Annotated in this window: 20 protein-coding genes and 4 pseudogenes; 8 read left to right on the top strand and 16 right to left on the bottom strand. The window is 70.6% G+C overall.

Going from position 1 to position 22,480, the window contains the following annotated elements:
- The first annotated feature begins 12 nt into the window (after nt 1-12).
- The 5 genes and pseudogenes from hpnD (at nt 13) to ACEN98_RS15700 (ending at nt 3,635) form a co-directional block, all read left to right on the top strand.
- Nucleotides 13-861 (top strand): presqualene diphosphate synthase HpnD, encoded by an 849-nt coding sequence (gene hpnD / locus ACEN98_RS15680; RefSeq protein WP_413385734.1) that lies wholly within the window; start codon nt 13-15, stop codon nt 859-861.
- A 183-nt stretch (nt 862-1,044) separates the two neighbouring features.
- Nucleotides 1,045-1,486 (top strand): annotated as a pseudogene (locus tag ACEN98_RS15685) (squalene--hopene cyclase); the annotation flags it as partial.
- Nucleotides 1,487-1,568: 82 nt separating this feature from the next.
- A pseudogene (locus ACEN98_RS15690) lies at nt 1,569-2,270 on the top strand (squalene--hopene cyclase); the annotation flags it as partial.
- The gene (locus ACEN98_RS15695) at nt 2,248-2,874 is read left to right on the top strand and encodes a prenyltransferase/squalene oxidase repeat-containing protein (protein ID WP_413385735.1); all 627 of its coding nucleotides are present in this window, start codon (nt 2,248-2,250) and stop codon (nt 2,872-2,874) included. The pseudogene ACEN98_RS15690 and the gene ACEN98_RS15695, both read left to right, overlap by 23 nt.
- A 263-nt stretch (nt 2,875-3,137) precedes the next feature.
- Nucleotides 3,138-3,635, top strand: a complete 498-nt coding sequence (locus ACEN98_RS15700; protein ID WP_413386000.1) for a hypothetical protein — start codon at nt 3,138-3,140, stop codon at nt 3,633-3,635.
- Here the strand turns inward: ACEN98_RS15700 and ACEN98_RS15705 are convergent.
- Together ACEN98_RS15705 and ACEN98_RS15710 are read right to left on the bottom strand one after the other, a co-directional pair.
- Nucleotides 3,593-4,340, bottom strand: a pseudogene (locus ACEN98_RS15705) (VacJ family lipoprotein). The gene ACEN98_RS15700 and the pseudogene ACEN98_RS15705 overlap by 43 nt on opposite strands.
- Nucleotides 4,337-6,963: pseudogene (locus ACEN98_RS15710) on the bottom strand (MMPL family transporter). Before ACEN98_RS15710 ends, ACEN98_RS15705 begins: the two co-directional pseudogenes overlap by 4 nt.
- Before the next feature lie 151 nt (nt 6,964-7,114).
- Here ACEN98_RS15710 and ACEN98_RS15715 point away from each other — a divergent pair.
- Nucleotides 7,115-7,690: a phospholipid-binding protein MlaC gene (locus ACEN98_RS15715; RefSeq protein WP_413385736.1), complete on the top strand. Its 576-nt coding sequence runs from the start codon at nt 7,115-7,117 to the stop codon at nt 7,688-7,690.
- Here the strand turns inward: ACEN98_RS15715 and ACEN98_RS15720 are convergent.
- Genes ACEN98_RS15720 through ispH form a run of 6 tightly spaced genes read right to left on the bottom strand, consistent with a single transcriptional unit; the run spans nt 7,672 to nt 14,382 of the window.
- Nucleotides 7,672-8,697 carry a lysylphosphatidylglycerol synthase domain-containing protein gene (locus tag ACEN98_RS15720; protein ID WP_413385737.1) on the bottom strand — a complete coding sequence of 342 codons (1,026 nt, stop codon included), beginning with the start codon at nt 8,695-8,697 and terminating at the stop codon, nt 7,672-7,674. The genes ACEN98_RS15715 and ACEN98_RS15720 overlap by 19 nt on opposite strands.
- A complete protein-coding gene (gene hpnK / locus ACEN98_RS15725) occupies nt 8,694-9,644 on the bottom strand; it encodes a hopanoid biosynthesis-associated protein HpnK (protein WP_413385738.1) in 951 nt (316 codons plus the stop codon). Before hpnK ends, ACEN98_RS15720 begins: the two co-directional genes overlap by 4 nt.
- The gene (gene hpnJ / locus ACEN98_RS15730; RefSeq protein WP_413386001.1) at nt 9,641-11,074 is read right to left on the bottom strand and encodes a hopanoid biosynthesis associated radical SAM protein HpnJ; all 1,434 of its coding nucleotides are present in this window, start codon (nt 11,072-11,074) and stop codon (nt 9,641-9,643) included. Before hpnJ ends, hpnK begins: the two co-directional genes overlap by 4 nt.
- A gap of 32 nt (nt 11,075-11,106) precedes the next feature.
- Nucleotides 11,107-12,282, bottom strand: coding sequence for a bacteriohopanetetrol glucosamine biosynthesis glycosyltransferase HpnI (gene hpnI, locus ACEN98_RS15735; RefSeq protein ID WP_413385739.1), 1,176 nt, complete (start codon nt 12,280-12,282; stop codon nt 11,107-11,109).
- Complete coding sequence (hpnH, locus tag ACEN98_RS15740; RefSeq protein ID WP_413385740.1) at nt 12,279-13,421, bottom strand: adenosyl-hopene transferase HpnH; 1,143 nt, start codon at nt 13,419-13,421, stop codon at nt 12,279-12,281. The genes hpnI and hpnH overlap by 4 nt, the downstream gene beginning before the upstream one ends.
- Before the next feature lie 16 nt (nt 13,422-13,437).
- Nucleotides 13,438-14,382 (bottom strand): 4-hydroxy-3-methylbut-2-enyl diphosphate reductase, encoded by a 945-nt coding sequence (ispH, locus tag ACEN98_RS15745; RefSeq protein WP_413385741.1) that lies wholly within the window; start codon nt 14,380-14,382, stop codon nt 13,438-13,440.
- 143 nt (nt 14,383-14,525) lie between these two features.
- Between ispH and hpnA the strand changes: the two genes are divergently transcribed.
- Nucleotides 14,526-15,530 (top strand): hopanoid-associated sugar epimerase, encoded by a 1,005-nt coding sequence (hpnA, locus tag ACEN98_RS15750; RefSeq protein WP_413385742.1) that lies wholly within the window; start codon nt 14,526-14,528, stop codon nt 15,528-15,530.
- A gap of 105 nt (nt 15,531-15,635) precedes the next feature.
- Here hpnA and ACEN98_RS15755 read toward each other — a convergent pair whose 3' ends face one another.
- The 3 genes from ACEN98_RS15755 to ACEN98_RS15765 are packed head-to-tail and all read right to left on the bottom strand — an operon-like array spanning nt 15,636 to nt 17,974.
- Nucleotides 15,636-16,085 (bottom strand): hypothetical protein, encoded by a 450-nt coding sequence (locus tag ACEN98_RS15755; RefSeq protein ID WP_413385743.1) that lies wholly within the window; start codon nt 16,083-16,085, stop codon nt 15,636-15,638.
- 58 nt (nt 16,086-16,143) lie between these two features.
- A complete protein-coding gene (locus tag ACEN98_RS15760; RefSeq protein ID WP_413386002.1) occupies nt 16,144-17,142 on the bottom strand; it encodes a ferritin-like domain-containing protein in 999 nt (332 codons plus the stop codon).
- Between the two features lie 43 nt (nt 17,143-17,185).
- On the bottom strand, nt 17,186-17,974 hold the full coding sequence (locus tag ACEN98_RS15765) for a helix-turn-helix transcriptional regulator (protein ID WP_413385744.1): 789 nt from the start codon (nt 17,972-17,974) through the stop codon (nt 17,186-17,188).
- A gap of 99 nt (nt 17,975-18,073) precedes the next feature.
- Between ACEN98_RS15765 and ACEN98_RS15770 the strand changes: the two genes are divergently transcribed.
- Complete coding sequence (locus tag ACEN98_RS15770; protein WP_413385745.1) at nt 18,074-18,835, top strand: class I SAM-dependent methyltransferase; 762 nt, start codon at nt 18,074-18,076, stop codon at nt 18,833-18,835.
- Here the strand turns inward: ACEN98_RS15770 and ACEN98_RS15775 are convergent.
- The 5 genes from ACEN98_RS15775 to ACEN98_RS15795 form a co-directional block, all read right to left on the bottom strand.
- Complete coding sequence (locus tag ACEN98_RS15775; RefSeq protein WP_413385746.1) at nt 18,832-19,626, bottom strand: ABC transporter permease; 795 nt, start codon at nt 19,624-19,626, stop codon at nt 18,832-18,834. The genes ACEN98_RS15770 and ACEN98_RS15775 overlap by 4 nt on opposite strands.
- Complete coding sequence (locus tag ACEN98_RS15780) at nt 19,623-20,243, bottom strand: ATP-binding cassette domain-containing protein (protein WP_413385747.1); 621 nt, start codon at nt 20,241-20,243, stop codon at nt 19,623-19,625. Before ACEN98_RS15780 ends, ACEN98_RS15775 begins: the two co-directional genes overlap by 4 nt.
- Nucleotides 20,231-20,491: a hypothetical protein gene (locus ACEN98_RS15785; RefSeq protein ID WP_413344194.1), complete on the bottom strand. Its 261-nt coding sequence runs from the start codon at nt 20,489-20,491 to the stop codon at nt 20,231-20,233. Before ACEN98_RS15785 ends, ACEN98_RS15780 begins: the two co-directional genes overlap by 13 nt.
- 70 nt (nt 20,492-20,561) lie before the next feature.
- Nucleotides 20,562-21,107, bottom strand: a complete 546-nt coding sequence (locus ACEN98_RS15790; protein WP_413385748.1) for a DNA-binding protein — start codon at nt 21,105-21,107, stop codon at nt 20,562-20,564.
- 25 nt (nt 21,108-21,132) lie between these two features.
- Complete coding sequence (locus ACEN98_RS15795) at nt 21,133-22,341, bottom strand: cation:proton antiporter (RefSeq protein WP_413385749.1); 1,209 nt, start codon at nt 22,339-22,341, stop codon at nt 21,133-21,135.
- Between the last annotated feature and the right edge of the window lie 139 nt (nt 22,342-22,480).

Raw genomic sequence — 22,480 nt, forward strand, 5'->3', positions numbered from 1 at the left:
GAGAGGTGCCCCATGCTTCCCGAGACGGATGCGCTCACCGTGCCGGACCACACGCCGGCCAGTTCGTTCGGCCTGGCCATGCGCGTGCTGCCGGCGCCGCGCCGGGCCGCGATGTTCGGCATCTATGCATTCTGCCGCGCCGTCGACGACATCGCCGACGGCGCGGCGCCGCCCCGTGAACGCCGCGCGGCGCTGGAGCGGTGGCGCGCCGACGTCGACGCCGCGTATGACGCCGGCGGATCCCCGCGCCTGCGCGCGCTGGCGCCGCACATCGCCGCGTACGGCCTCGCGCGCGCCGACTTCCATGCGGTGATCGACGGCATGCTGATGGATGCGCAGGACCGGCCCATCTGCGCGCCGCCGGCCGACACGCTCGACCTGTACTGCGACCGCGTGGCCGCCGCCGTGGGGCGCCTGTCCGTGCGCGTGTTCGGCCTGCCGGCGGACGACGGCATCCTGCTTGCCCACCACCTGGGCCGCGCGCTGCAGCTGACGAACATCCTGCGCGACATCGATGAAGACGCCGCCATCGGCCGTGCCTACGTGCCGCGCGAACTGCTGCTCGCGGCCGGGGTCGAGCCGCGCGTGTGCGCCGCCGGCGCGGACGACATCGCCGCGCATCCGGCGCTGCCCCGTGCGTGCGCGGACCTCGCCGCGCAGGCGCGCCGGCATTTCGCTGCGTCCGACTTCGTGCTGCGCCGCCACCGGGGCAGCCCTGGACGGGCGCCGCGCCTGATGGGGGCCGTCTACGCGGCGCTGCTCGAGCGGCTCGCGGCGCGCGGGTGGAGCCGGCCGCGCACGCCGGTCCGGCTGGGCCGGCTGGCCAAGGTCGGCATTCTGGTGCGGCACGCGCTGCTGTAGCCACGGGGGACGCCATGCACGACTCGTCATTCCGGTCCACGGCGCCGGCCGGCGCCGTCGAGCGGAACGCACCATCGGCAAGCGCGCGCGGCTGGAGCCGGCCATCGACGCGGCGCTCGCGGCGGTACTGGCCACCAGCGCGGCGACGGCCACTGGGTCTACGAACTGGAAGCGGACGTCACCATTCCCGCCGAATACGTGTTGCTGGTGCACTATCTTGGCGAGACGCCGAACAAGGACCTGGAACGCAAGATCGGAACGTATCTGCGCCGCCGCCAGGGCGAGCACGGGGGCTGGCCGCTGTTCCACGGCGGCGCCTTCGACCCGAGCGCAAGCGTCAAGTCGTATTCGCGCTGAAGATGACCGGCGATCCGCCCGACGCGCCGCATGGCGCGGGCACGCACTGCGATCCTGGAGCACGGCGGTGCCGAGCGCAGCAATGTGTTCACGCGCATGCTGCTCGCGCTGTTCGGCGAGATGCCGTGGTCGGCGGTGCCCGTGATGCCGGTCGAGATCGCGCTGCTGCCGCTGGTCGCCGTTCCACCTGTCCAAGGTCTCGTACTGGACCCGCACCGTGCTGACGCCGCTGCTTGTGCTGGGCGCGCTGCGGCCGCGGGCGCGCAATCCCCTTGGTGTGGGCGTCGGCGAGTTGTTCCTCGCGCCGCCGGAGAACCTCGGGCTGGCGCCGCGCGCCGCACCAGGACCGCATGTGTTCGCGCTGTTCCGCACGCTGGAGTCGCAGGTGCGGCTGCTGGCGCCGCGTCTGCCCGCGCGCCTGCGCCGGCGAGGCGGTGGAACAGGCGGCCGCGTTCGTGCGCGCGCGCCTGAACGGCGAGCATGGCCTGGGCGCCATCTTTCCCGCGATGGTCAATGCCGTGCAGATGCTGGACGTGCTCGGCTTGCCGCCGGACGCGCCCGAGGCGTCCGCCGCGCGCCGCGCCATCGACCGGCTGCTCGTCGACCGCGGCGCCGAGGCCTATTGCCAGCCGTGCCTGTCGCCCGTGTGGGACACGGCGCTGATGTGCCACGCACTGCTGGAAGCGGGCACGCCGGCCGCATTGTCTGCCGCACGCCGTGGCCTCGACTGGCTGCTGCCGCTGCAGATCCTCGACCGGTCGGGCGACTGGGCCGCACGCCGGCCGGACGTGCGCCCCGGCGGCTGGGCGTTCCAGTACGAAAACGCCTGCTATCCCGACGTCGACGACACGGCGGTCGTCGCGATGGCCATGCACCGGGCCGCGCACCTCGAACCGTGGCCGCTGCCGGACCAGTACGCGGACGCCGTCGCCCGCGCCCGCGAGTGGATCGTCGGCATGCAGGGCAGGGGCGGCGGCTGGGGCGCGTTCGAGGCCGACAACACCCACTACTACCTGAACCACATCCCGTTTGCCGACCACGGCGCGCTGCTGGATCCGCCGACGGCCGACGTGTCCGCGCGCTGCCTGTCGATGCTGGCCCAGCTCGGGCCCGGCGCCTGCGCGCGGCGCCGCGCGCCGGCCGCGGGCGCTCGGTTGGCTGCTGCGTCGCCAGGAAGCGAATGGCAGCTGGTACGGACGCTGGGGCGTGAACTATGTCTACGGCACATGGTGCGCGCTATGCGCCCTCGCGGCGGCCGGCCTGCCGCCAGAGGCGCCACCGGTCGCGCGCGCCGCCCGCTGGCTCGCCTACGTGCAGAATCCGGACGGCGGCTGGGGCGAAGGCGGCGACAGCTACCGGCTCGACTACGCGGGCCACGCGTGGGCGCCGTCGACGGCATCGCAGACGGCGTGGGCGCTGCTGGGCCTGATGGCGGCGGGCGCCGTCGAGACGCGGGCCGTCGCGCGCGGCATCGCCTGGCTCGTCGACCACCAGCGCGCGGATGGCCTGTGGGACGAGCCGCAGCACGGCCACGGGCTTCCCCGCGTGTTCTACCTGCGCTACCACGGCTACGCCAGGTATTTTCCGTTGTGGGCGCTGGCCCGCTACCGCAACCTGCGGGCCGGCGGCAGCGGCCGGGTCGCGTTCGGGATGTAGACCGTGCCTTCGGCGCCGTGCGTGCTCGCCGTCTGCGGCATGCCGTTCGAGGCGGCGATCGCGGACGGGCCCGGCGTCGCCAGCGTGTGCGGGCCGGGGCCGTGGCGGGTGGCGCAACGGCTGCACGGGATGCTGGAGGGGCCCTGTCAGGCGCGACCCGGTCAGGCGCGACCCGGTCAGGCGCGACCCGGTCAGCAGGGACCCGCTGGCTGGGCTGGCATCATCAGCTTCGGCTGTGCGGGCGGCCTGGACCCGGACCTCGCGTGCGGCGACTGCGTGGTGGCGACGGGCGTGCTGACGCCGGACGGCCTCGTCGCGACGGACCCGGACTGGTCGCGCGCCTTGCTGGACCGGCTGCCCGGTGCCGTCCCGGGCTGCTCGCGGGCGCGGACGCGCCACTCGCCACGCCGGCCGCCAAGGCGGCGCTGTGGCGTGACGCGGGCGCCGCCGCCGTCGACATGGAAACGCATGCCGCCGCGCTGGCCGCGAGGCGGCACGGCCTCCGTTCGCGGCCTGCCGCGTCGTGCTCGATCCGCCTGGCGCACCGTGCCGCGGCCGCGCTGGCCGGCCTGGACACGGGCGGCATCTGGCCCGTGCTGCGCGCGCTGGCCCGTGGACCGGGGCAGGTCGCCGCCGTGTGCGTGCTGGCGGGCGAGGCGTGGGTGGCGCGGCGTGCCCTGCTGCGGGCGCGTGCGCGGCTCGGGGCGGGGCTGGGGTGTCATTGTTCGCCATCTTCCCTGCCGCCATCGTCCTTGTTGTAATCCGGCAGCGGCGTTTCCTTGCACTCGTCGAGCTGCGTACGGCGGCGGCCCAGGTAGGCGTCGCGCACGAACAGATAGCGGTCGAGCGCGGCCTGTTCCAGCAGATTGGTCGCGTTCAGGTAACGGGCCCGCGTGCTGACGAAGTCGACGCCCCAAGCGTGTTGCGCAAGGCCGGCTTCGCGTAGGTGATGGGCGAGGCGTACTGGTCGACGCCGAAGCCCGCCGCGTCGCGGAACGTGCTCGGACCGAACAGGGGCAGCACGAGATAGGGGCCGGCCGGCACCCCGTAGTGGCCCAGCGTGAGGCCGAAGTCCTGGTTGCGCTTGGCGATGCCGGCGGGCGTGGCGATGTCGAGCACGCCCAGCAGACCGAACGTGGAATTCACGGACACGCGCATCAGGTCGTTCATGCCGTCCATCAGGCGCAGCTGGGCGAAATCGTTGAGCATCACCGGGACATCGCCCAGGTTGGAAAGAAATTGTCCACACCGGTGCGGACGAAGCGCGGCACGGTGCGGTTATACGTGCGCGCGACCGGTTGCGCGATGTGGCGGTCGAGCGTGTCGTTGAAGCGGAACGTGGCGCGGTTGAGCGGTTCCAGCGGATCGGCCGGATCGAGCCCGGGGCCCGTGGCGCAGCCGGACAGGAGCGCGAGGGGCGTGAGCAGCAGGGCGGCAACGATCCGCGGCGGCGGCGGGTGGGTCATGGCGGACCTCGTTCGGCAGGTGCCGGGGCACGGGGCTGCCCCAGCAGGACGGGCTGGAAGAACACGGCGCCGATCAGGGTGCAGACCAGCGCCAGCACCAGCAGCTTGCCCATGCTCGCGGTGCCGGGGTGGTGCGACAGCCACAGGCTGCCGAACGCGGTGCCGGTGGTCGCCGCGCTGAGGACGATGGCTTGCGTGAGCGGATGCTCCAGCCGGGCCGGCTGCCCCGCGCGCCACGCCATGATGTAATAGATTTTAAAAGCGACGCCAACGCCCAGCAGCAGCGGCAGCGCGATGATGTTCGCGAAATTCAGGTGGATGCGCAGCAGCACGCAGGCCTCCAGCGTGGCCAGGCTCGACACGAGCAGGGGCACCATCGTCAGCAGCACATCGCCCACGCGCCGGAACGCGATCCACAACAGCAGCGCGATGGTCGCGATGGCCAGCAGCGCCGCCTGCACGAACGCGGCGACGATCAGGTCGGCCGCGTGGCGCACGGAGATCGGGCCGCCGGCCGCATCGGGGCGATGCGCAGGACGGCATCGGCAAAGCGGCCCAGCCGGCTGTCGTCGCCGAGGCTCGTCCCCGTGGGCCGCTTCGGACTGACGTCGACCAGCGCGCGGCCGTCGGGCGCGATCCAGTTGCGGCGCATCGCGGCGGGCAGCGTCGCCAATGTGACGGGTTCCGGCCGGAGGGCCAGCCGCAGGGCGTCCAGCGCGAGCCGTAGCGTACCCGCCAGCGCCTGGTCGGCGCGGTCGCAGGCGGCAGGCCCTGCGCGCGCCAGGGCAGCGAGCGCCCGCGCGAGCCGCGACGCCTCGGCCGCACCGGGACCCGGATGATCGAGCGCCGCATTGTGCAGCGCTTGCGCGGCCGTGCGCAGCGCCGCCGTGCGCTGCGCATCCGACGCCGGCGCGACTGCCGGTGCCGCTGCGGGCCGCTCCAGCACGGGCAGCAGGCGGGCGGCCGCGGCCGCGATGGCCTCCAGTTTTTCCGGCTGACGGTCGGGCACGAGGCTGGCGGCCGTCAGCGCATGGGCCACGTCGGGCAGGCGTTCCAGGCGGGCCGCCAGGGCCGCGGCCTGTGCCAGCGACGGGGCGAGCACCTGCACGTTGTCGAGTCCGATGTCGGTGCCGCGCGCGAGCGACGTCAGCGTGGCCATCGATTCGCTGCCGGGATTCTTGAGGTGCAGCGGATCGAAGTCGAATTCGAGGCGCCACAGCAGCGGAATGCCGGCCGCGACGAGCGCCAGCGTGGCCGCGAGCACGGTCCTGCGGTGGGTCTGCAGCGCATGGTCGATGCCGGCGAGCCACGGGTAGCCGGGCGCGAGCGCCCCCGCCGGCGGATCGGTAATGCGGATCAGCGCGGGCAGCACGGTCAGGCAGGCGGGCAGGGCGACGCACAGGATGCCGACGCCCGCGATCTGCCCCAACTCGGCCACGCCGCGGTACGCGGTGGGGAGGAACGCGAGGAAGCCGAACGCCGTGGCCGTCGCCGCGAGCGTGAGCGGCAGCGCGAGCGCGCGCGCCGTCGCCAGCAGGGCCGTGCCGGTGCCGGGCCGGACGCGCCGCAGTTCGCGGAAGCGCATGCCGAACTGGATGCCGAAATCGATGCCGAGCCCGACGAACAGGATCGCGAACGCGATGGAGATCAGGTTCAGCGCACCCACCATCATGAGCCCCAGCGCGGCCGTGAGCGCGAGGCCGCCCAGCATCGTGATGCACAGTGCCAGCACGAGCGGGGTCGAACGCACCGCGCGCCACAGCAGCACGAGCACGATCGCGACGGGGATGCTGCCGACGAGCGGCGACCCTTCCTGCAGTGAGGCGAACTCGTCGTCCGACAAGGGCACCGGCCCCGTCAGCGAGACGTGCGCGCCGTAGCGCTCGGCCAGGCGCAGGTCGGCGGCGGCCGCGCGGATCGCGTCGCTGGACGCGGCGCCGGGCAGCAGGGCGGCGTAGTCCAGCACCGGGCGGACTTCCACGAGGCCGGGTTCGGCCGCCACGCCGGCGGTGGCGAGATCCTGCCAGGACAGCGCGGTGTTTCTTCCGGCGAGGACGCCCTCGACCGTGGCGGCGCCGCGCGCCAGCAGCGGCGCCATCTGCGCGAGCGAGACCTGGCCCGTCAGCAGGGGCGTGCCCAGCGTGACGGCCAGCAGGTTCGCGACGCCCCGCAGGGACGGGTCGCGCGCGAGCGCACCGAGCAGGGGCCGTGCATCGACGAGGCGCGCCGCCAGGTTGCGGACCTCCTGCGCGTCGAGGTACAGCAGGCCGTTGCGGCGGAAGAATTCGGCGCCCGCGCCGAGGTCCACCGGGCGGAACAGGGGGGGTCGCCGGCGCTGGCGGTCGGCCAGTTCGCGCGCCGCCTGCGCCGCGAACTCGGGCGCGGGCGCACGGATGACGGCCAGGGTGGTGTCGCCCCGGTTCGGGAACGCGGCGGCGATGGCGGCGTCGCGCCGGGCCCATGGCGCATTCGCGTCAATCAACTGCCCGACGTCCGTATTGATCGCGAAATGGCGTGCCACATAAAGCCCGGATCCAAGTACCAGCAGCGCAAACGCCCCGAGCACCGCCCATGGGTGGCGGCACGACAGGTGGACGAGCCTGGCAATCTGGTGGGTCAGCATGGTGTGTTCATTAGAACGGATGCGGTGCGGGTGGCCGTATGATCTGGCGCAGCCGTGCGCGGGAACACGGACGGCGGACGACGGTCATATGGATGTGCCGATCGAGGATCCCATGAAACCGTCCTTATTTGTGTTTGCCCTGGTATGTTCCATGCCGCCGCCGGCCTGTGCCCAGCAGGTGGCGGAGCGTACGCCGGAGCAAACATTGAGGAGCACGATCGACAAGGTCATGAGCGCCATCCGCAGCGACCCCGGCGCGCGCGCAGGCGACCCCGAGCGAACGCTCGAGATCGTCCGCCGCGACTTCCTGCCGTCCACGGACTTCATGCTGACGACCCAGTACGCGGTGGGCAGCGCGTGGGCACGGGCGACGCCGGCCCAGCGTGAGGCGCTGTTCCGCGAATTCCAGACCTTGCTGGCGCGGACCTACGCGATCCAGCTGACGCAGATCCAGCAGGAGAACACGCAGTTCCGCTACGCCCCCGCGCGCCGGTCCGCCGCGAACGCCACCGATGCCGTCGTGAAGACGACCGTGGTCACGGGCGCCGACGCGATGCCGATCGACTACCGGATGCACAAGACGTCCGCCGGCTGGAAAATCTACGACATCAACATGATGGGTGCGTGGATGATCCAGGTGTATCGCCAGCAGTTCGCCGCGCGCCTGGCGACGGAGGGCGTCGACGGCCTCATCCGATACCTGGCGGCTCATAATCGTGGCCCCTGAGCGCGGTCGACGAACGGACGCAGGCGGCGCATTTCGAACCAGTGCCACGAGACGAGAGCCGGCACGCCGGTCGCGAGCTCGCGCATCCGTTTGGCGAGCGCGAGCGACAGCGCCACATCCCCGCCCACGCCGGCCAGCTGGCCGAACAGCAGCACAGCGGCTTCCTGCACGCCCAGGCCGGCGGGCACCATGAAGCCGGCGTGGCGGACGGCTTGTGTCAGCGCCTCGATGGCGAGCGCGGCCTGCAAGCCGACGGGGTGGCCGAGCAGGGCCAGCGCGTACCACGTTTCGAACGTGCCCAGCACGTTGGCGAGCAGCGACCACATCCCGGCGCGGGCGAGACGGCCTCGTTGCCGGAACAGGCGCGCGACGGCCGCGTCGATGCCCGCGCCGTCCAGGTGCAATGCGATGACGTTTTGCGGCCCGAGCAGGCGCAGTACCCAGCGTTCCAGCCGCGCGAACGGCGCGCCGTGGCCGAGCAGCCACCAGGCGAGCACGGGCAGCGGCAGCGACAGCAGCAGCGCCGCCACGACGATCCCGACGGGGCCGGGTCCAGCCGCCAGCGTCAACATCAGCAGCGCGCCGGCGCCGCAGAACAGGTAGAGCACGACGATCGTCAGCACCACTTCCACGACGACACTGGCCGCGACGCCGGCCGTGTCGGGCACCCGCAGGCCCGCGAGCCGTACGCCGGCGACTTCGCCGCCGATGTTCGCCACCGGCAGCAGCCGGTTGACGGCCTCGCGCACGAATGCCACCCACAGCAGGAACAGCGGCCCGGCGGCGCGCCCGGGGTCGAACGGCGCGAGCAGGATGCGCCATGCGCGCACGTCGAACAGCTGCGTGACGACTCTTGCCGGCACGACCAGTAGTAGCGCCCAGCCGGCCCGCTCGAATGCGGCCACGACGCCGGTCCAGCCTTCGGCCGCGACGAGCGCCGCCACCAGCGCGAGCCCGGCGAGCGATGCCGTCCAGGCCAGCCGGCCCATCGTGCGGGTGTGGTTCATGGGCTGCTGCGGTGGTCCGCCCCGACGGCGCGGGTGTCCGCCCCGACGGCGCGGATGTCCGCCCCGACGGCGCGGGTGTCCGCCCCGTCGCCTGTTGCGGCGACAAGGTCGGCGAATCCACCGAAGCGCCACCCCTGCGCGCGCAGGGCGCCGCACACCGCACGCACATGCGGCGAGAGGAGTGCCGCGAACTCGTCGGCGTGGCGGTAGCCGCGCATCGATGGCGCGATCGCCGCACCCGACGCGAGCGCCGGATGCAGGTACAGCTCGCCGATGCCGGACGTCGGCAGGTTGCACAGTGCATCCAGCAGGGCCGCCTCGTCGAAGCGCCCGGACTGGCGGATGCCGGTCACGTAATCGTTGTGGCCGATGTGGGCGGCGTCCAGCCTGGCTTCGAGCAGCGCCAGCCAGGGCCGCAGCCACCGCGGGGACGCCTGCGCGGGCGGCCCTGTCTCGCGCGGCAACCTGACGGCTTGCAGCCCGAACGCGCGGCCGATATCGAGGATGAGCGTCAGGATCGTCGGGTGCACATGAAAATGCTTGTGCGCGTTGACGTGGTCCAGCACCAGGCCGCTCGCGGCGAACGCGTCGAACTGGGCACGGATCTCCAGCGCCAGCTGGCGGCGTACGCGCGGCAGGCAGAAGTACCGCGCGCCGTCGCGTGCCATGCGCCCCCCGAAGCGGCCCTGCGCGTCGACGAGGTCGGGGATGGCCCGCGGCGGCAGCACGGACGCGCCGTCGGCCAGGACGAGGTGCAGGCCCACCCGCAGTCCCGGCAACGCGCGCGCGCGGGCGATCGCATCCTCGGCGGCCGGCGCGCCCACCATCAGGCTGGCCGCGGTCAGGATGCCGTCCCGATGCGCGCGCTCGACGGCCGCGTTCACGCTCGGGTGCAGGCCGAAGTCGTCGGCCGTGACGATGAGGCCCCGTCCCGGCGGCGCGCTCATGAATGGGACGCGCCGTGGGCGCGCAGGAAGTGGAAGAATTCGACGCCTTCGCGCAGGCGGCGCCGGGTCATGTCCCAGCTCTGCAGCATCTCGCTGACGATTTCCCAGATCTTCGAAGGCCGGAAATAAAAACTGCGATAAAACTGTTCCACGCCGTGATAGATCTCGTCGCTCGACAGGTGCGGATAGCTGAGCGCGGCCAGTTGCACGCCGCTGCCGTCGACGAGCGGAATGGTCTTGTGGGCCGGTATCCAGTCGTTCTCCAGCGCCTGTTCGTACAGCCGGGTGCCCGGGTACGGCGCCGCCAGCGAGACCTGGATCGTGTGCGGGTTGATTTCCTTGGCGAAGGCGATCGATTTCGCGATCGTCTCCCGTGTCTCGCCGGGCAGCCCGAGGATGAACGTGCCGTGGACGGTGATGCCGAGCGCGCGGCAGTCGGCGGCGAAGCGCCGCGCGATGTCGGTCCGCAAGCCCTTCTTGATGTTCAGGAGGATCTGGTCGTCGCCGGATTCGTAGCCCACGAGCAGTAGCCGCAAGCCGTTTTCCTTCATGATCTTGAGCGTCGAATAGGGCACGTTCGCCTTCGCATTGCACGACCATGTCACGCCCAGCTTGCCGAGACCCCGCGCGATCTCCTCGGCGCGGGGGCGGAAGTCGGTGAACGTGTCGTCGTCGAACATGATTTCCTTCACTTCCGGCATGTTCTCGCGGATCCATCGGACCTCGGCGAGCACGTTTTCCGCCGACCGGGTACGGTAGCGGTGGCCGCCGACGGTCTGCGGCCACAGGCAGAACGTGCAGCGCGAGCGGCAGCCGCGGCCCGTGTACAGCGACACGTACGGATAGTTCAGGTAGCCGATGAAGTAATTGCGGATGTTCAGGTCGCGCCGGTAGACGGGCGCGACGAACGGCAGCGCGTCCATGTCTTCGATGATCGCGCGCGGCGGGTTGTGCCGGATGGCACCGCCGGCATCGCGCCAGCTGATGCCGTCGATGTCCGCGAGCGGCCGGCCGGCGGCGACGTCGCGGCAGGTGTAGTCGAATTCCTCGCGCGCGACAAAGTCGACGGCAGTGCCCGCCCGGAGCGATCCGCCGGGATCGACGGCGACCTTGGCGCCCACCATGCCGATGCGTATCGCGGGATGCGTTTCCCTGAGCATCGCGGCGAAGCGCACGTCGCCCGGAAACGAGGGCGTGCTCGTGTGGATGATCACGAGGTCGTAGTCGCGCGCGATGTCCAGCGTCTGCGCCACGGAGAGCCCGTCCGCGGGCGCGTCGAGCAGCCGGCTGCCGGGCACGAGGGCGGCGGGCTGGGCCAGCCAGGTCGGATACCAGAACGAGCGGATTTCGCGCTTCGCCTGGTAGCGCGAGCCGGCGCCGCCGTCGAAACCGTCGAACGACGGCGCCTGCAGGAACAGGGTCTTCAGCATTGCGGTATGCATCGTGGTCGTGTCCATGTTCGCTATCGCCAGGATGGCCGGTCATGCGGCGCGGGCACACCGCCGGGCCGGTCGGGGCCCGCCGCCCGGCCCGTATCGATGGGCAGGCGGTGCCGCCGCCAGTGCGTCGACGTACCGGCAAAGGCGCTCGCCCACTCCAGCATGAGCAGGCAGTCGCGCAGCGGGGCGAGCCAGGCGTGACCGGGTGCGGGGATGTCCGGCGCCGGCCTCCGCCAGTGCAGGCCGAGGCGTGCCGCCGCGCCGCACAGTGCCGGCGCCATGTTCCACGCTGTCGGCGCGAGCCACAGCCCGAGCGCCAGCATCGGCAGGGTGAAGGTGATGCAGGACAACGCGTAGCCGAGCGGATTGAGCGAGCGGATCGTCTGCATCCAGCGCCGCTCTCTCGACCACAGCGCGCGCAGGCCCGTTTCCGTCACGTCGGTCCCCACGTTCACGTCGGACAGCACCGTCTCCAGGCCCAGACCGCGCACGAGTTCGCCGAGCCGGTAATCGTCGGCCAGGCGGTTCTTCAGCACCTCGACCCCGCCAACGGCCTCGAGCGTCGCAGCGCGCACCGCAATCGTCGCCCCGAACGCGAAGGCGCTGGTGCCGCCGCTGCTCGCGACCCGCACGGAGGGGGCGAACCAGGTGTCGATGAAGAGTGCGCCGATGCGCGGCCAGACACCGTCCAGCGGCCGGCCGTGGTACAGGCAGGTGACGATGCCGACCTGCGGCTCGGCCAGCGGCGCCGTCACGCGGGCGACGTACTCGGGCCCGACGACGATGTCGCTGTCGGCCAGCACGAGCCAGGGATGGCGTGCAGCCTGCATCATGTTGATGAGGTTGCTCACCTTGAGGTTGCTGCCGTGGATGCGCGGATCGACGACGAGCCGCATGTCCACGGCGGGGAAGCGCCGGGCGAGGCGTTCGACGACGGCGATGGCCGGGTCGGCGGGATCGCGGACCCCGAACACGAGCTGGACATGCGGGTGCGTCTGGCTGCACAGGCCGGCGAGATTCTCTTCCAGCCGGGGCTCGGCACCGCACAGGGGCTTGAGCACGGTGACAGGCGTCCACACGGGGGGCCGGTCCGCGCGCGCGACGCGGATGCGGCCACGGCAGAGCAGCGCCGCCACCGCGTACAGCGTGGCCAGCACCGTCAGCGCCGAGCCGGCCAGCGTGACGAAAGACGGCATCATCGGGCTCCTCCATTCAGCCCGGCCTTGCGGCCCCGGATCTCGTCGAGACGGATGGCGACCTGTTGCGCATGCACGTGTTGCGCGGGCCGCTGTCCGCCCAGCGGAATGTCGGGTGCCATCGGCCCGTCGGTGGCGACGCCCCGCAGCGCGACGCGGGCGGCCGTGAGAGGACGCGCGAGCGTATCCCGCACGGCGCTCGCCTCGTAGCCGCTGTGCACCATGCAATCCGCACATTTCTCGTAGCGTCCCGTGCCGTAGGCCTCCCAGTCGGTGTCGTCCATCAGTTCCCGGAACGATGCGGCATAGCCTTCGCCGAGCAGGTAGCATGGACGCTGCCAGCCGAATACGGTGCGCGTGGGATTGCCCCATGGGGTGCAATGATAGGTCTGGTTCCCCGCAAGGAAGTCGAGGAACAGGCTGGACTGGCTGAACGCCCAGCGCCGCCCCCCGTCGCCGCGTGCGAGTATGTCCCGGAACAATTGTCTCGTCCGGTTGCGCGTGAGGAAATGCTGCTGTTCGGGCGCGCGTTCGTAGGCATAGCCGGGCGACACGGTGATGCCGTCGACCTCCATCGTCTTCAACGTATCGAAGAAGCTTGCCACCCGCTCCGGACGGGCATCGTCGAACAGCGTGCAGTTGACGTTGACGTGGAAGCCCGCCGCCTTGGCATGCCGGATCGCGGCCACGGCACGCCCGTACACGCCCGGGCGGCAGACCGAGCGGTCGTGCATGCCCTCGTCGCCGTCGAGGTGCACGGACCATGTGAAGAACGGGCTCGGGCGGTACTGGCCGAGCTGCCGTTCCAGCAGCAGCGCATTCGTGCACAGGTAGACGAACTTGCGGCGTGCGACGATGCCGGCGACGATCGCGGGCATATCCTTGTGCAGCAGCGGCTCGCCGCCCGCGATCGAGACGACGGGCGCGCCGCATTCGTCGACGGCGCCGAGGCACTCTTCCACCGACAGGCGCTGGTCGAGGATCTCGGCCGGATAATCGATCTTGCCGCAGCCCGCGCACGCCAGGTTGCAGCGGAACAGCGGCTCGAGCATCAGCGCGAGCGGATAGCGTCGTTCGCCGGCCAGGTGCTTGCGCAGCACGTAGGCGCCGACGAGGACTTTCTGCAGGAGGGGGATGGCCATGCCCGTGTCCCCGCCGTCAGTGCGTGCCGGCTTCCGGCCCGTCGGCGAGCGCGCGCGGCAACCGGAATTCGATGTGTTCCTCGATCCCGTCCAGCGTCGACACCTCGACGGGCCCGAGGGAGCGCAGGGCAGCGATCACGTGCTCGACCATGGCCTCCGGTGCGGAGGCGCCGGCCGTGATCCCGACCACCGCCGCGCCTGCGACCCAGGCTGGGTCGAGCTCGCTGCCGTCGGCCAGCAGCCAGGTCGGCGTGCCGGTCTCCGCGCCGATCTCGCGTAGCCGGTTCGAGTTCGAACTGTTGGGCGCCCCGACGACGAGCAGCACGTCGACCTGGCGGCACAGGTCGCGCACGGCGCGTTGGCGGTTCTGCGTGGCGTAGCAGATGTCGCGCACGTCGGGTCCGACGATGTCCGTGAAGCGCCGCCGCAGGGCCGCGATGACGCCGCGCGTGTCGTCCACGCTGAGCGTCGTCTGCGTCACGTAGGCGACCGGCGTGTCGGGCGGCAGGTCGAGGGCCTCGGCCTCGCGTGCGTCGCGCACCAGTAGCACGCGGCCGTCGATCTGCCCCATCGTCCCCTCGACCTCCGGGTGGCCGGGATGGCCGATGAGGATCACCGTCCGGCCGCCGGCGGCATACTGGCGCCCCTGGATGTGGACCTTGGCGACGAGCGGGCAGGTCGCGTCCAGCACCCGCAGGGCGCGCGCGCCGGCATCGGCCTCGACCGTGCGCGCCACGCCGTGCGCACTGAAGATCGTCACCGCCTGCGGCGGCACTTCGTCCAGGTCTTCGACGAACACGGCGCCCTTGGCGCGCAGGCCGTCGACCACGGCCTTGTTGTGGACGATTTCGTGGCGCACGTACACGGGCGCGCCATGCCGTTCGAGCGCGCGCTCGACGATCTCGATGGCTCGGACGACGCCCGCGCAAAACCCGCGCGGCTGGGCTAGGATCACGTGCATGACGGTTCTCTGCGGTGCTTTCCGTTCGGTGCTGATTGGAGTCCCGGCCGGCGCGCAAGTTCGCACGCGGCGTTTGATCCAGATGCGTATGCGCGTCGCATATGCGATTAGAATGCGCTGCGGATGGATGCCTGAAGGAGGCCATGGTGGCGCGGAGCGACCTCGTGCTGGTCACGGGCGCGGCCGGGTTCGTCGGTGCCGCCGTGGCGCGCGCGGCGCTGGAAGAGGGGTATGCCGTCCGTGCCCTGGTGCGCGCGAGCAGCCCGCGCCGCAATCTGGCGGGGTTGGCCGCCGAGGTCGTCGTAGGCGACATGCGCGACGCGGCGGCGGTCGGGCGCGCGCTGGCCGGCGTGCGCTTCCTGCTGCATGTCGCAGCGGATTACCGGTTGTGGGCGCCCGACCCCGGCGAGATCATGCGCAACAACCTGGAGGGAACGGCGACCGTGATGCGGGCGGCGCTGGCTGCCGGGGTCGAGCGCGCGGTCGTCACCAGCAGCGTGGCCACGTTGCGGGTGAGTCCGTCGACCGTGGCGGCCACGGAAGACGAGCCGCTGGCTGAGCACGAGGCCATCGGCGTGTACAAGCGCAGCAAGGTGGCGGCCGAGCGTCTCGTCGAGCGCATGGTCGCGCGGGAAGGCTTGCCGGCCGTGATCGTCAATCCGTCGACGCCGGTGGGCGCGCGAGACGTGCGGCCGACCCCGACGGGGCGCATCATCGTCGAGGCGGCCCGCGGCCGGATGCCGGCGTTCGTCGAGACGGGGTTGAACGTCGTCGACGTCGAGGACGTGGCGCGCGGGCATCTGCTTGCCCTCACGCGTGGGCGCGTGGGCGAGCGCTACATCCTCGGCGGGCAGAACGCGATGCTGCGCGAGCTGCTGGGCGAGATCGCGCAACTCGTCGGGCGCAGGCCGCCGCGCGTCAGATTGCCGGCCGCTCCGCTGGTGCCGCTGGCGCACGCGGCCGAGGCGGTCGCGCGCCTGCGCGGGCGCGAGCCGTTCCTGACGGTGGACGGTTTGAAGATGTCGCGCAACCGGATGTTTTTTTCGTCGGACAAGGCGGAGCGGGAACTTGGCTACCGGCCGGGACCGTATATTGGCGGCGTGCAGGCGGCGGTCGCGTGGTTTGGGCGGGAAGGGTATCTCGACTAGGGCTCGACCGCGGCATGCCCTGTTCGGCCTGTTCGAAGGGCGGTCGTCGGCCAGGGCTGACGGTGATCACGACCGGGGGGAAGCGAGTCAGGGCGGTTATTGCATTCAGCGCCACGAGCAAACGTGCACTGTCGCCGGGCCGTCCTGCTTCCATTCACCATTGGGTGTACGCGCGAGAAAAATATGCGATGAGTGACGGCAGTCTCCGGCTTGATGGACTTTGGGATAGACACTTCCCGTCAGAAATTCGATTCGGTCGCCCTGCAGCCGGAACTGGAACACGCGGAGATAACCCGGCGTTGAATACGCCATGCTGCGATCGGGCACGTCTGCCAGGGCGACGACGTTTCCCACGCTTCCCAAAGCGTGTCGCGCTTCCGAAGACAAGCCGTCATCGACAACAAACGTCACCGTCTCCACGCGGCTCGTCAGCCTGAGCGCAGCCTTTGCCACGGAAAGCCAATCGGCATCGGTCAGTTCCTCGGATGTCCGGCCTTGCGCGGCCACGGTGCAGATTGACGCCATGAACAACAACAGCAGTACGGATTTCCTCATCGTGATCAGGTCCAGGTCGTGTTGGACTTGAGCGGCGCATTGTCGAGCAGCATAGCACTCAGCGTGGCCAATCGAACGGTCTGGGCAGCCGCAGCGCGAGCCGGGCCAGGCGCGGCACCGTGTGGGGACGCAGCAGCCGTTCGTCATAGCCCGCAAAGCGCCGGTCGTTTTCTGCAAGGCATAGCGCGAGCAGGTCACGGACGCCGACGCCATCGTCCGCCACCGATTGCGCCCCGTGCAGCGTGAAATTATTGTCCTGCGCGCGTGCGCCTCCGTCCGCGTCGATGGCGCGCGCGAAACCGATCCGCTCCCATGCGAGGAACGCCCACACCGCGGCGACCTTCGTATCGAAGCGCACGCGGCGCAGGAAGGACAGGCGCGCGCGGTGCCAGGCGGCCCAGTTGGCGAACAGCAGGATGTGCCGGCACTCTTCCTGCATCACGGGCTCGAACGTGTCGACGAGCGCCGGCGGGAACAGGCCGGAACGCCGCGCCAGCTCGAACAGGCCAAAGGCGAAAAAGCTGTCGATGCATTCGCTGTAGCCGGTGACAAGGTAGGCCCATTCCGGATCCCGGGGCGGGTGCTGGACGGGTTCGGGCGCGAGGTCGATGCCGTACGCCGCCACCATCCGCGCGAGCACGTCCTTGTGGCGCTGCTCTTCCCACGCGTTCAGCGCGAGGGCGTCGCGCATGGCGGGGTCGCGCAGCGTGCCGGCGTAGGCCGCCATGCGCAGGCGCGCCTTGCCTTCGGTCTGGACCGCGATGTCCCAGATCGGCAGCGCGACGATGCGGTCGCGCACTGCCGGTTCCAGCTCGGGCCAGTCCAGCACGGCGGGGCGGTAGGGGTTGAAGGTGTCGCGGAACATGCGGCACGTGGCGTCGCCGTGGCGGTCCGAGCCGGGAACCAGCGGACCGTCGTCCGGGTCGCGCCAGTGCCGCATGCGCGCGTCGGCCGCGGCCAGTTGTGCAGCGCTTTGGCCCGGTACAGGCTGCGGCGGGGGCCGGAAGCCGGGCACCAGGCCGGCAACGTCGAAGGCGTCGGTGGCATAGCCGTCCATGCGTGTCTCCCAGACGTCGATCAACATCCAGGTATCGACCGGTTCAGACGGCAGAGGTTCCCGCCGCCAGGCACACCAGCTTGATCTCCATCTGCAACGCCACCAGCAACGTTGTTTGCACGAACCCCAGTTCCCCCCTGATGGGATGCCGGAACCGCCGCTCCCCGCCTTCCCGGTGCAGCACGTCTTGCTTGTCCCAGCATTGCGCGAACAGCGTGCTGTCCCGGCACAATTGTTCAACCAGCGCCTGCATGTCCCCATCCGCCGGCCGCCGGTGGAAATCGGCCCGGAATTCCGCCGCCAGCCGCCGGGCCCGTGTCTCCCAGTCCACGATGAGCTCGCGCGCGGCCGGATGCAGGAAGACGTAGCGGAGCAGGTTGCGGTCGGGCGCCTCCGCGTCCAGCCAGCCGACGAACAGCACGGCGGCGGCATCGTTCCAGGATCGTGCCGTCCACGTATGGTCGAGCAGGTAGGCCGGCGCGGCCATCAGCCCCGGCAGCGCCAGCAGCGCCGGGGACAGGTCGTCGACGTGGTCGGGCAGGGCGCGCGGATCCTTCTTGCCGGCGAGGTCGAACAGCGACGCCCGTTCGGCCGCGGACAGCTGCAGCGCGTCGGCCAGCCGCGACAGCGCGGCGACGGAAGGCTGCACGTCGCGGCCCTGTTCCAGCCACGTGATCCACGTGACGCCGAGGCCGGCCGCGTCCGCGAGTTCCTCGCGCCGCAAGCCGGGCGTGCGCCGGCGCGTGCCGGGCCGGGCGGGCGTCAGGCGCGCGCGGTGGGCGCGGATGAAGGCGCCGAGCATCTGGCGCTGGTGCTGTTGCGTTCCGGTCATGGTGCTCTTTATACCAGGATAAACGGGCTCCTTGTAACAGGAAAACGCCTCGCAGACAATAAGTGGACCATGAGCCAACGATCAAACCCAGGAGCCAACATGCACAACCACGATGCCGCCGTCCTTGAACAATACGATTCCCGCGCCGAGGCCTATCTCGCCAGCGCCGTGCACGCCGCCGGCGCGGACCTGGAGCGGATGGCGGACCTGATCGGCCACCGTCCCGATGCCGTCGCGCTGGACATGGGCTGCGGCGGCGGCCATGTGGCGTTCCGCATGGCGGGCCAGGTCGGCAAGGTCGTCGCATACGACCTGTCCGCCGCGATGCTGGACACCGTCGCCGCGGAAGCGCGCCGGCGCGGCCTGGACAATCTCGTCACGAAGCAGGGCGCGGCGGAAGCGCTGCCCTGCCCCGATGCGTCGTTCGATATCGTCGCCACCCGCTACAGCGCGCACCACTGGGGCGCGTTCCGCGACGGACTCGCGCAGATGCGCCGCGTCGTGAAGCCGGATGGTCTCGGGTTATTCATGGACGTCGTCTCGCCCGGCGTGCCATTGCTGGACACATGGCTGCAGACGCTCGAGCTGCTGCGCGATCCATCCCACGTGCGCAACGCGTCGGTGGCGGAATGGCAGACGACGCTGGCGGCCGTCGGCTTCGCGGTCGACGACGTGGTCACGTACAGGCTGCGGCTGGAATTCGCGTCGTGGATCGCGCGGATGCGCACGCCCGACGTCCACGTGGCCGCGATCCGCTCGCTGCACGCGCGCGCCGCGAGCGAAGTGAGGGATTATTTCCAGATCGGGGAGGACGGCAGCTTCACGGTCGACACGGCCCTGATCGTGGCCCGTCCGGTTTAGGCGCGCAAACGGTCGACGCGCAGCCGCTGGCGGTCGTCGCTGAGGGCCCGCACGGCCAGCATGGCGGCGCCGACGGACGCCAGGCCGCTTGCGCCGGCCAGCAGGAACATCAGCAGGATCTGGTATTTGACGGCCTCGATCGGGTCCATGCCCGCGAGCAGCTGTCCCGTCATGATGCCGGGGAGGGTGATGATGCCGGCGGCCGACATCTGGTTCGCGACGGGAATCATGCCGCGCCGCGTCGCGTTGCGCACGAGCGGGCCGATGGCTTCGCGCAGCGGCGTGCCGAGGGCGAGCCGCGCTTCGATGCGGGCGCGCTCGCGCACGACGCCGTCGAGGATGCCGTCCAGCGCGAGGCTGGCGGCGTTCAGCACGCTGCCGAGGACGATGCCCATCAGCGGGATCGCGTAGCGCGGTTCGTACCACGGTGTCGGGCGCACGGCCGTCGCCAGCGCCAGCAGCACGGTCGCGACACCGGTGCAGGACACGACGGCGGCGCTGATCCGGTAGTTCACGTGGCGCTTCAGGCGCTGCTTCGGCCGGGTCGCCACTTCGCGCGCGGCGGCGGCGATCATGAACACGACGACGGCCAGCGTGGCTGCCGCGGAGCTCGTGGCGAACACGTGGCGCAGCACGAGGCCGACGATGGTCAGCTGCGCCACCATGCGCACGGCCGCGACGAGGATCTGGCGGTGCAATCCGAGGCCCAGTGCGAGCGACAGCGCGGCGTCCAGCAATATCAGGATAGCGGCGGCAAGCAGATCCCAGGCGCCAAGGTGAATCGCGTTCATGTCGTCGTCAGCTTTCCCTGTTCGAGCCGGAAGATGCGCTGCGCGAGGCGGCGCGCCTGTTCGCCCGCGTGCGTGACGATCAATATCGCCATGCCGGCCGCCAGCCGTGCGCGCAGCAGCGCCTCCACGCGCGCGACGGCGTCGGGATCGAGGGCGGCCGTCGGTTCGTCGAGCAGCAGCACGCGCGGACGCCGGGCCAGCGAGCGGACGAGGGCGAGGCGCTGGCGTTCGCCCGTCGACAGGCGTTCGATTTCCGTGTCCAGCAGCGCAGGGGACAGGCCCAGCGCGGCCAGTGTGGCGCCGACGAAGTCGCGGTCCGCGGCGGCGAAATGCGCGCCGGCCGTCGCTTCCCACCACGCGGGTTCGGCCGCCTGGTAGACGACGGCGGCGCGCCAGTCGGGCGCGGACATCGACGACGCCGGCCGCCCGTCCAGCAGGGCGCCACCGTCGTGCGGATCGAGGTCGGCCAGCATGCGCAGCAGGACGCTCTTGCCGGCGCCGGACGGTCCCTGGATCGCGATGCATTCGCCCGCGTGCACGTCGAACGTGAACGGTCCGCCGAACGGCGAACGCAGGTCGCGTGCCGACAGCAGGACGGTCGCGCTCAACCCAGCCATGCGCGCAGCATGTCCGCGCTTTGCGTCATGCCGGATTTCAGGCGGCGCTCGGCCTCTACGGCGCATTGTTCGGGCGTGCCGGCGCCCTGGTCGGACGCCTTCATCGCCATGGCCCTCGCGGCGATCCCGAAGGCGAGGATCGCTTCGTCCCAGGTGAGGCCCGAGGCCAGCGCGTGTTCGACGACGTGCGCCGTCAATGCGCCGAGCCGGTCGACCCGCGCACGGTCCATGTTGTCCAGTTTTAGCATCGCTCGTTCTCCATGGCTATCGTTTGCCACGTTGTAGCATGTCCGCGGCGGGGCGTCCGTGCGGTGGCGATCACGAACGGGCGGCGGCGCGGATCAGGTCGAAGGGGGAGATGTCGCGCACGGTCGAGCGCGAGTTCAGCAGGTTGTTGTCGAAATGGCCGAAGCCGCCCGGCACGCCGCCGCGGTCCTGCCAGTGGCGCAGGGGCGTTTCGTCGGCGCCGAACTGCGCTTCCAGCTCCAGCTGTTTGACGCGGGCGGTCAGGGTGGCGACGGTGCTGCGCAGTTCCGCCAGTTCGTGGTCGCGCTCGAGCAAGGCCTGGTCGTGGGCGGCGCGCAGCTGGCGCATGCGCTCGTCGAAGCCGGCGTGCAGGCGGTCGGCCACTTCGTCGACGAGGGCGTGCAGGACGCGGCCCGTGTCTTCGCGGCGCATGCCCGGCACGGCGTCCGCGCCGCCGTCTTCGGCGCGCAGCTCCTTCAGGTATTTGTGGATGGTCGACTTGGAGCCGCTGTCGCCGAGCGCATGGCGCACCGCGTCGACGGAGGGATGACGGCCCTCCGCCACCAGCCGGTCGCGGGCTTCCCTGACCTGCGATTTCGTGAGTCCGCTGCGCGCCATGAATACTCCACTTCGTTCGATCCGATCAGGAACTGGCCTGATTCACCAGTCCGCGGTGCCGCACGCGATGCAATTTCGGGTGCACGACCGGGACGGTCAGCATTGTACTGCCGACGGCCATCAAAAGGAGCGCGGTGAACGTTTCGCTCGTGATGATCTGCTTGTCGAGGAGGATGTTGGCGAAGATGATCTCGATGAGGCCCTTCGTCTGCAGCAGCCAGCCGATGATGGATGCCTCGCCGTCCTTCCATTTCAGGACCTTGCCGGCGATGTGGGCGCCGGCCAGCTTGCCGCCGACGGACGCGAACAGCAGCAGGCCGCCCGCGAAGAACACCGCATGGCCGCCCAGGTCCCACTTGGTGCGCAGGCCGGTGCTGAGGAAGAACACGGGCATCAGCGCGAGCAGCACGTTCTTGAAGAGGGCATCGAGGTGTTCCTGCTCGAACCAGTCCGCATCCATCACGACGCCGGCCAGGAACGCGCCGACCATGAAGTGCAGGCCGGCCCAGTCGGCGCCGAACGCGCAGGCGATCAGCCAGATCATCGCCACATACCAGCGGTCGGTCTGGCCCAGGCGCGCCATCAGGCGGCGGAACACGAACGTCAGCACGGTGAACGCGACGAGGAAGCCGAGCTGGCGGCCGATGCGTTCGAAGTCCAGCATGATGATGGCGAGGACGCCCCAGATCGCGACGTCGTCCAGGCTCGCATAGCGCAGGATGCGCTGGCCCATCGGCTGGCGCAGGAAATCGAGTTTTTCCATCAGCAGCACGAGGATCGGCAGCGCGGTCACGGCGCAGGCCATGCCCGTGCCCAGCGTGAACTGCCACGGCGCCGCCCGCGCGCCCATCCAGCCCGGATACGACATCAGCAGCGCCGCGGCCGCGCAGCCGAACAGCAGGGGCGTGCCCAGCGCCAGGCCGGCCGTCGTCGCGCTCTCGCGGCGGTAGGTCCAGACCTTTTTCAGGTCGAGCTCCACGCCGGCCAGCATCACGAACAGCATCACGCCCCACTGGGCGATGCCGTTCAGCGTCTTTACGACGTCCGGGTTGAACACGAACTTGTGGTACTCCGGGAAAGCCGCGCCCAGCACGCCGGGGCCCAGCACCACGCCCATGATGATCTGAACGATGACCAGGGGCGCGACGTAATCCGTGCGGCCCAGGCGCCAGATGGCGTACGGGACGACGAAGATGATCAGCATCGCGAGCAGGAAGATTTCGGTGGTGCTCATGGGTCTCCTTGTTGTATTACGTAATTATGTAACGGCATCCTAGCGAGAAATTGAAAAAATGAAAAGGATTTCATAAAACCTTGCATAGTCGACAATTTGTTGTCATAACATAAGAAAATCGTTACGATTCTGCGACGCG

The organism is Massilia sp. CT11-137 (assembly GCF_047302885.1).
Taxonomy (GTDB): Bacteria; Pseudomonadota; Gammaproteobacteria; order Burkholderiales; family Burkholderiaceae_D; genus Telluria; species Telluria orientalis.

Bases quoted from the DNA above. Each gene is read 5' to 3' on its own strand.
- hpnD (WP_413385734.1), top strand. From the start codon at position 13: ATGCTTCCCGAGACGGATGCGCTCACCGTGCCGGACCACACGCCGGCC.
- ACEN98_RS15715 (WP_413385736.1), top strand. From the start codon at position 7,115: ATGCCGCCGCCGGCCTGTGCCCAGCAGGTGGCGGAGCGTACGCCGGAG.
- ACEN98_RS15720 (WP_413385737.1), bottom strand. From the start codon at position 8,697: ATGAACCACACCCGCACGATGGGCCGGCTGGCCTGGACGGCATCGCTC.
- hpnK (WP_413385738.1), bottom strand. From the start codon at position 9,644: ATGAGCGCGCCGCCGGGACGGGGCCTCATCGTCACGGCCGACGACTTC.
- hpnJ (WP_413386001.1), bottom strand. From the start codon at position 11,074: ATGCTGAAGACCCTGTTCCTGCAGGCGCCGTCGTTCGACGGTTTCGAC.
- hpnI (WP_413385739.1), bottom strand. From the start codon at position 12,282: ATGATGCCGTCTTTCGTCACGCTGGCCGGCTCGGCGCTGACGGTGCTG.
- hpnH (WP_413385740.1), bottom strand. From the start codon at position 13,421: ATGGCCATCCCCCTCCTGCAGAAAGTCCTCGTCGGCGCCTACGTGCTG.
- ispH (WP_413385741.1), bottom strand. From the start codon at position 14,382: ATGCACGTGATCCTAGCCCAGCCGCGCGGGTTTTGCGCGGGCGTCGTC.
- hpnA (WP_413385742.1), top strand. From the start codon at position 14,526: ATGGTGGCGCGGAGCGACCTCGTGCTGGTCACGGGCGCGGCCGGGTTC.
- ACEN98_RS15755 (WP_413385743.1), bottom strand. From the start codon at position 16,085: ATGAGGAAATCCGTACTGCTGTTGTTGTTCATGGCGTCAATCTGCACC.
- ACEN98_RS15760 (WP_413386002.1), bottom strand. From the start codon at position 17,142: ATGGACGGCTATGCCACCGACGCCTTCGACGTTGCCGGCCTGGTGCCC.
- ACEN98_RS15765 (WP_413385744.1), bottom strand. From the start codon at position 17,974: ATGACCGGAACGCAACAGCACCAGCGCCAGATGCTCGGCGCCTTCATC.
- ACEN98_RS15770 (WP_413385745.1), top strand. From the start codon at position 18,074: ATGCACAACCACGATGCCGCCGTCCTTGAACAATACGATTCCCGCGCC.
- ACEN98_RS15775 (WP_413385746.1), bottom strand. From the start codon at position 19,626: ATGAACGCGATTCACCTTGGCGCCTGGGATCTGCTTGCCGCCGCTATC.
- ACEN98_RS15780 (WP_413385747.1), bottom strand. From the start codon at position 20,243: ATGGCTGGGTTGAGCGCGACCGTCCTGCTGTCGGCACGCGACCTGCGT.
- ACEN98_RS15785 (WP_413344194.1), bottom strand. From the start codon at position 20,491: ATGCTAAAACTGGACAACATGGACCGTGCGCGGGTCGACCGGCTCGGC.
- ACEN98_RS15790 (WP_413385748.1), bottom strand. From the start codon at position 21,107: ATGGCGCGCAGCGGACTCACGAAATCGCAGGTCAGGGAAGCCCGCGAC.
- ACEN98_RS15795 (WP_413385749.1), bottom strand. From the start codon at position 22,341: ATGAGCACCACCGAAATCTTCCTGCTCGCGATGCTGATCATCTTCGTC.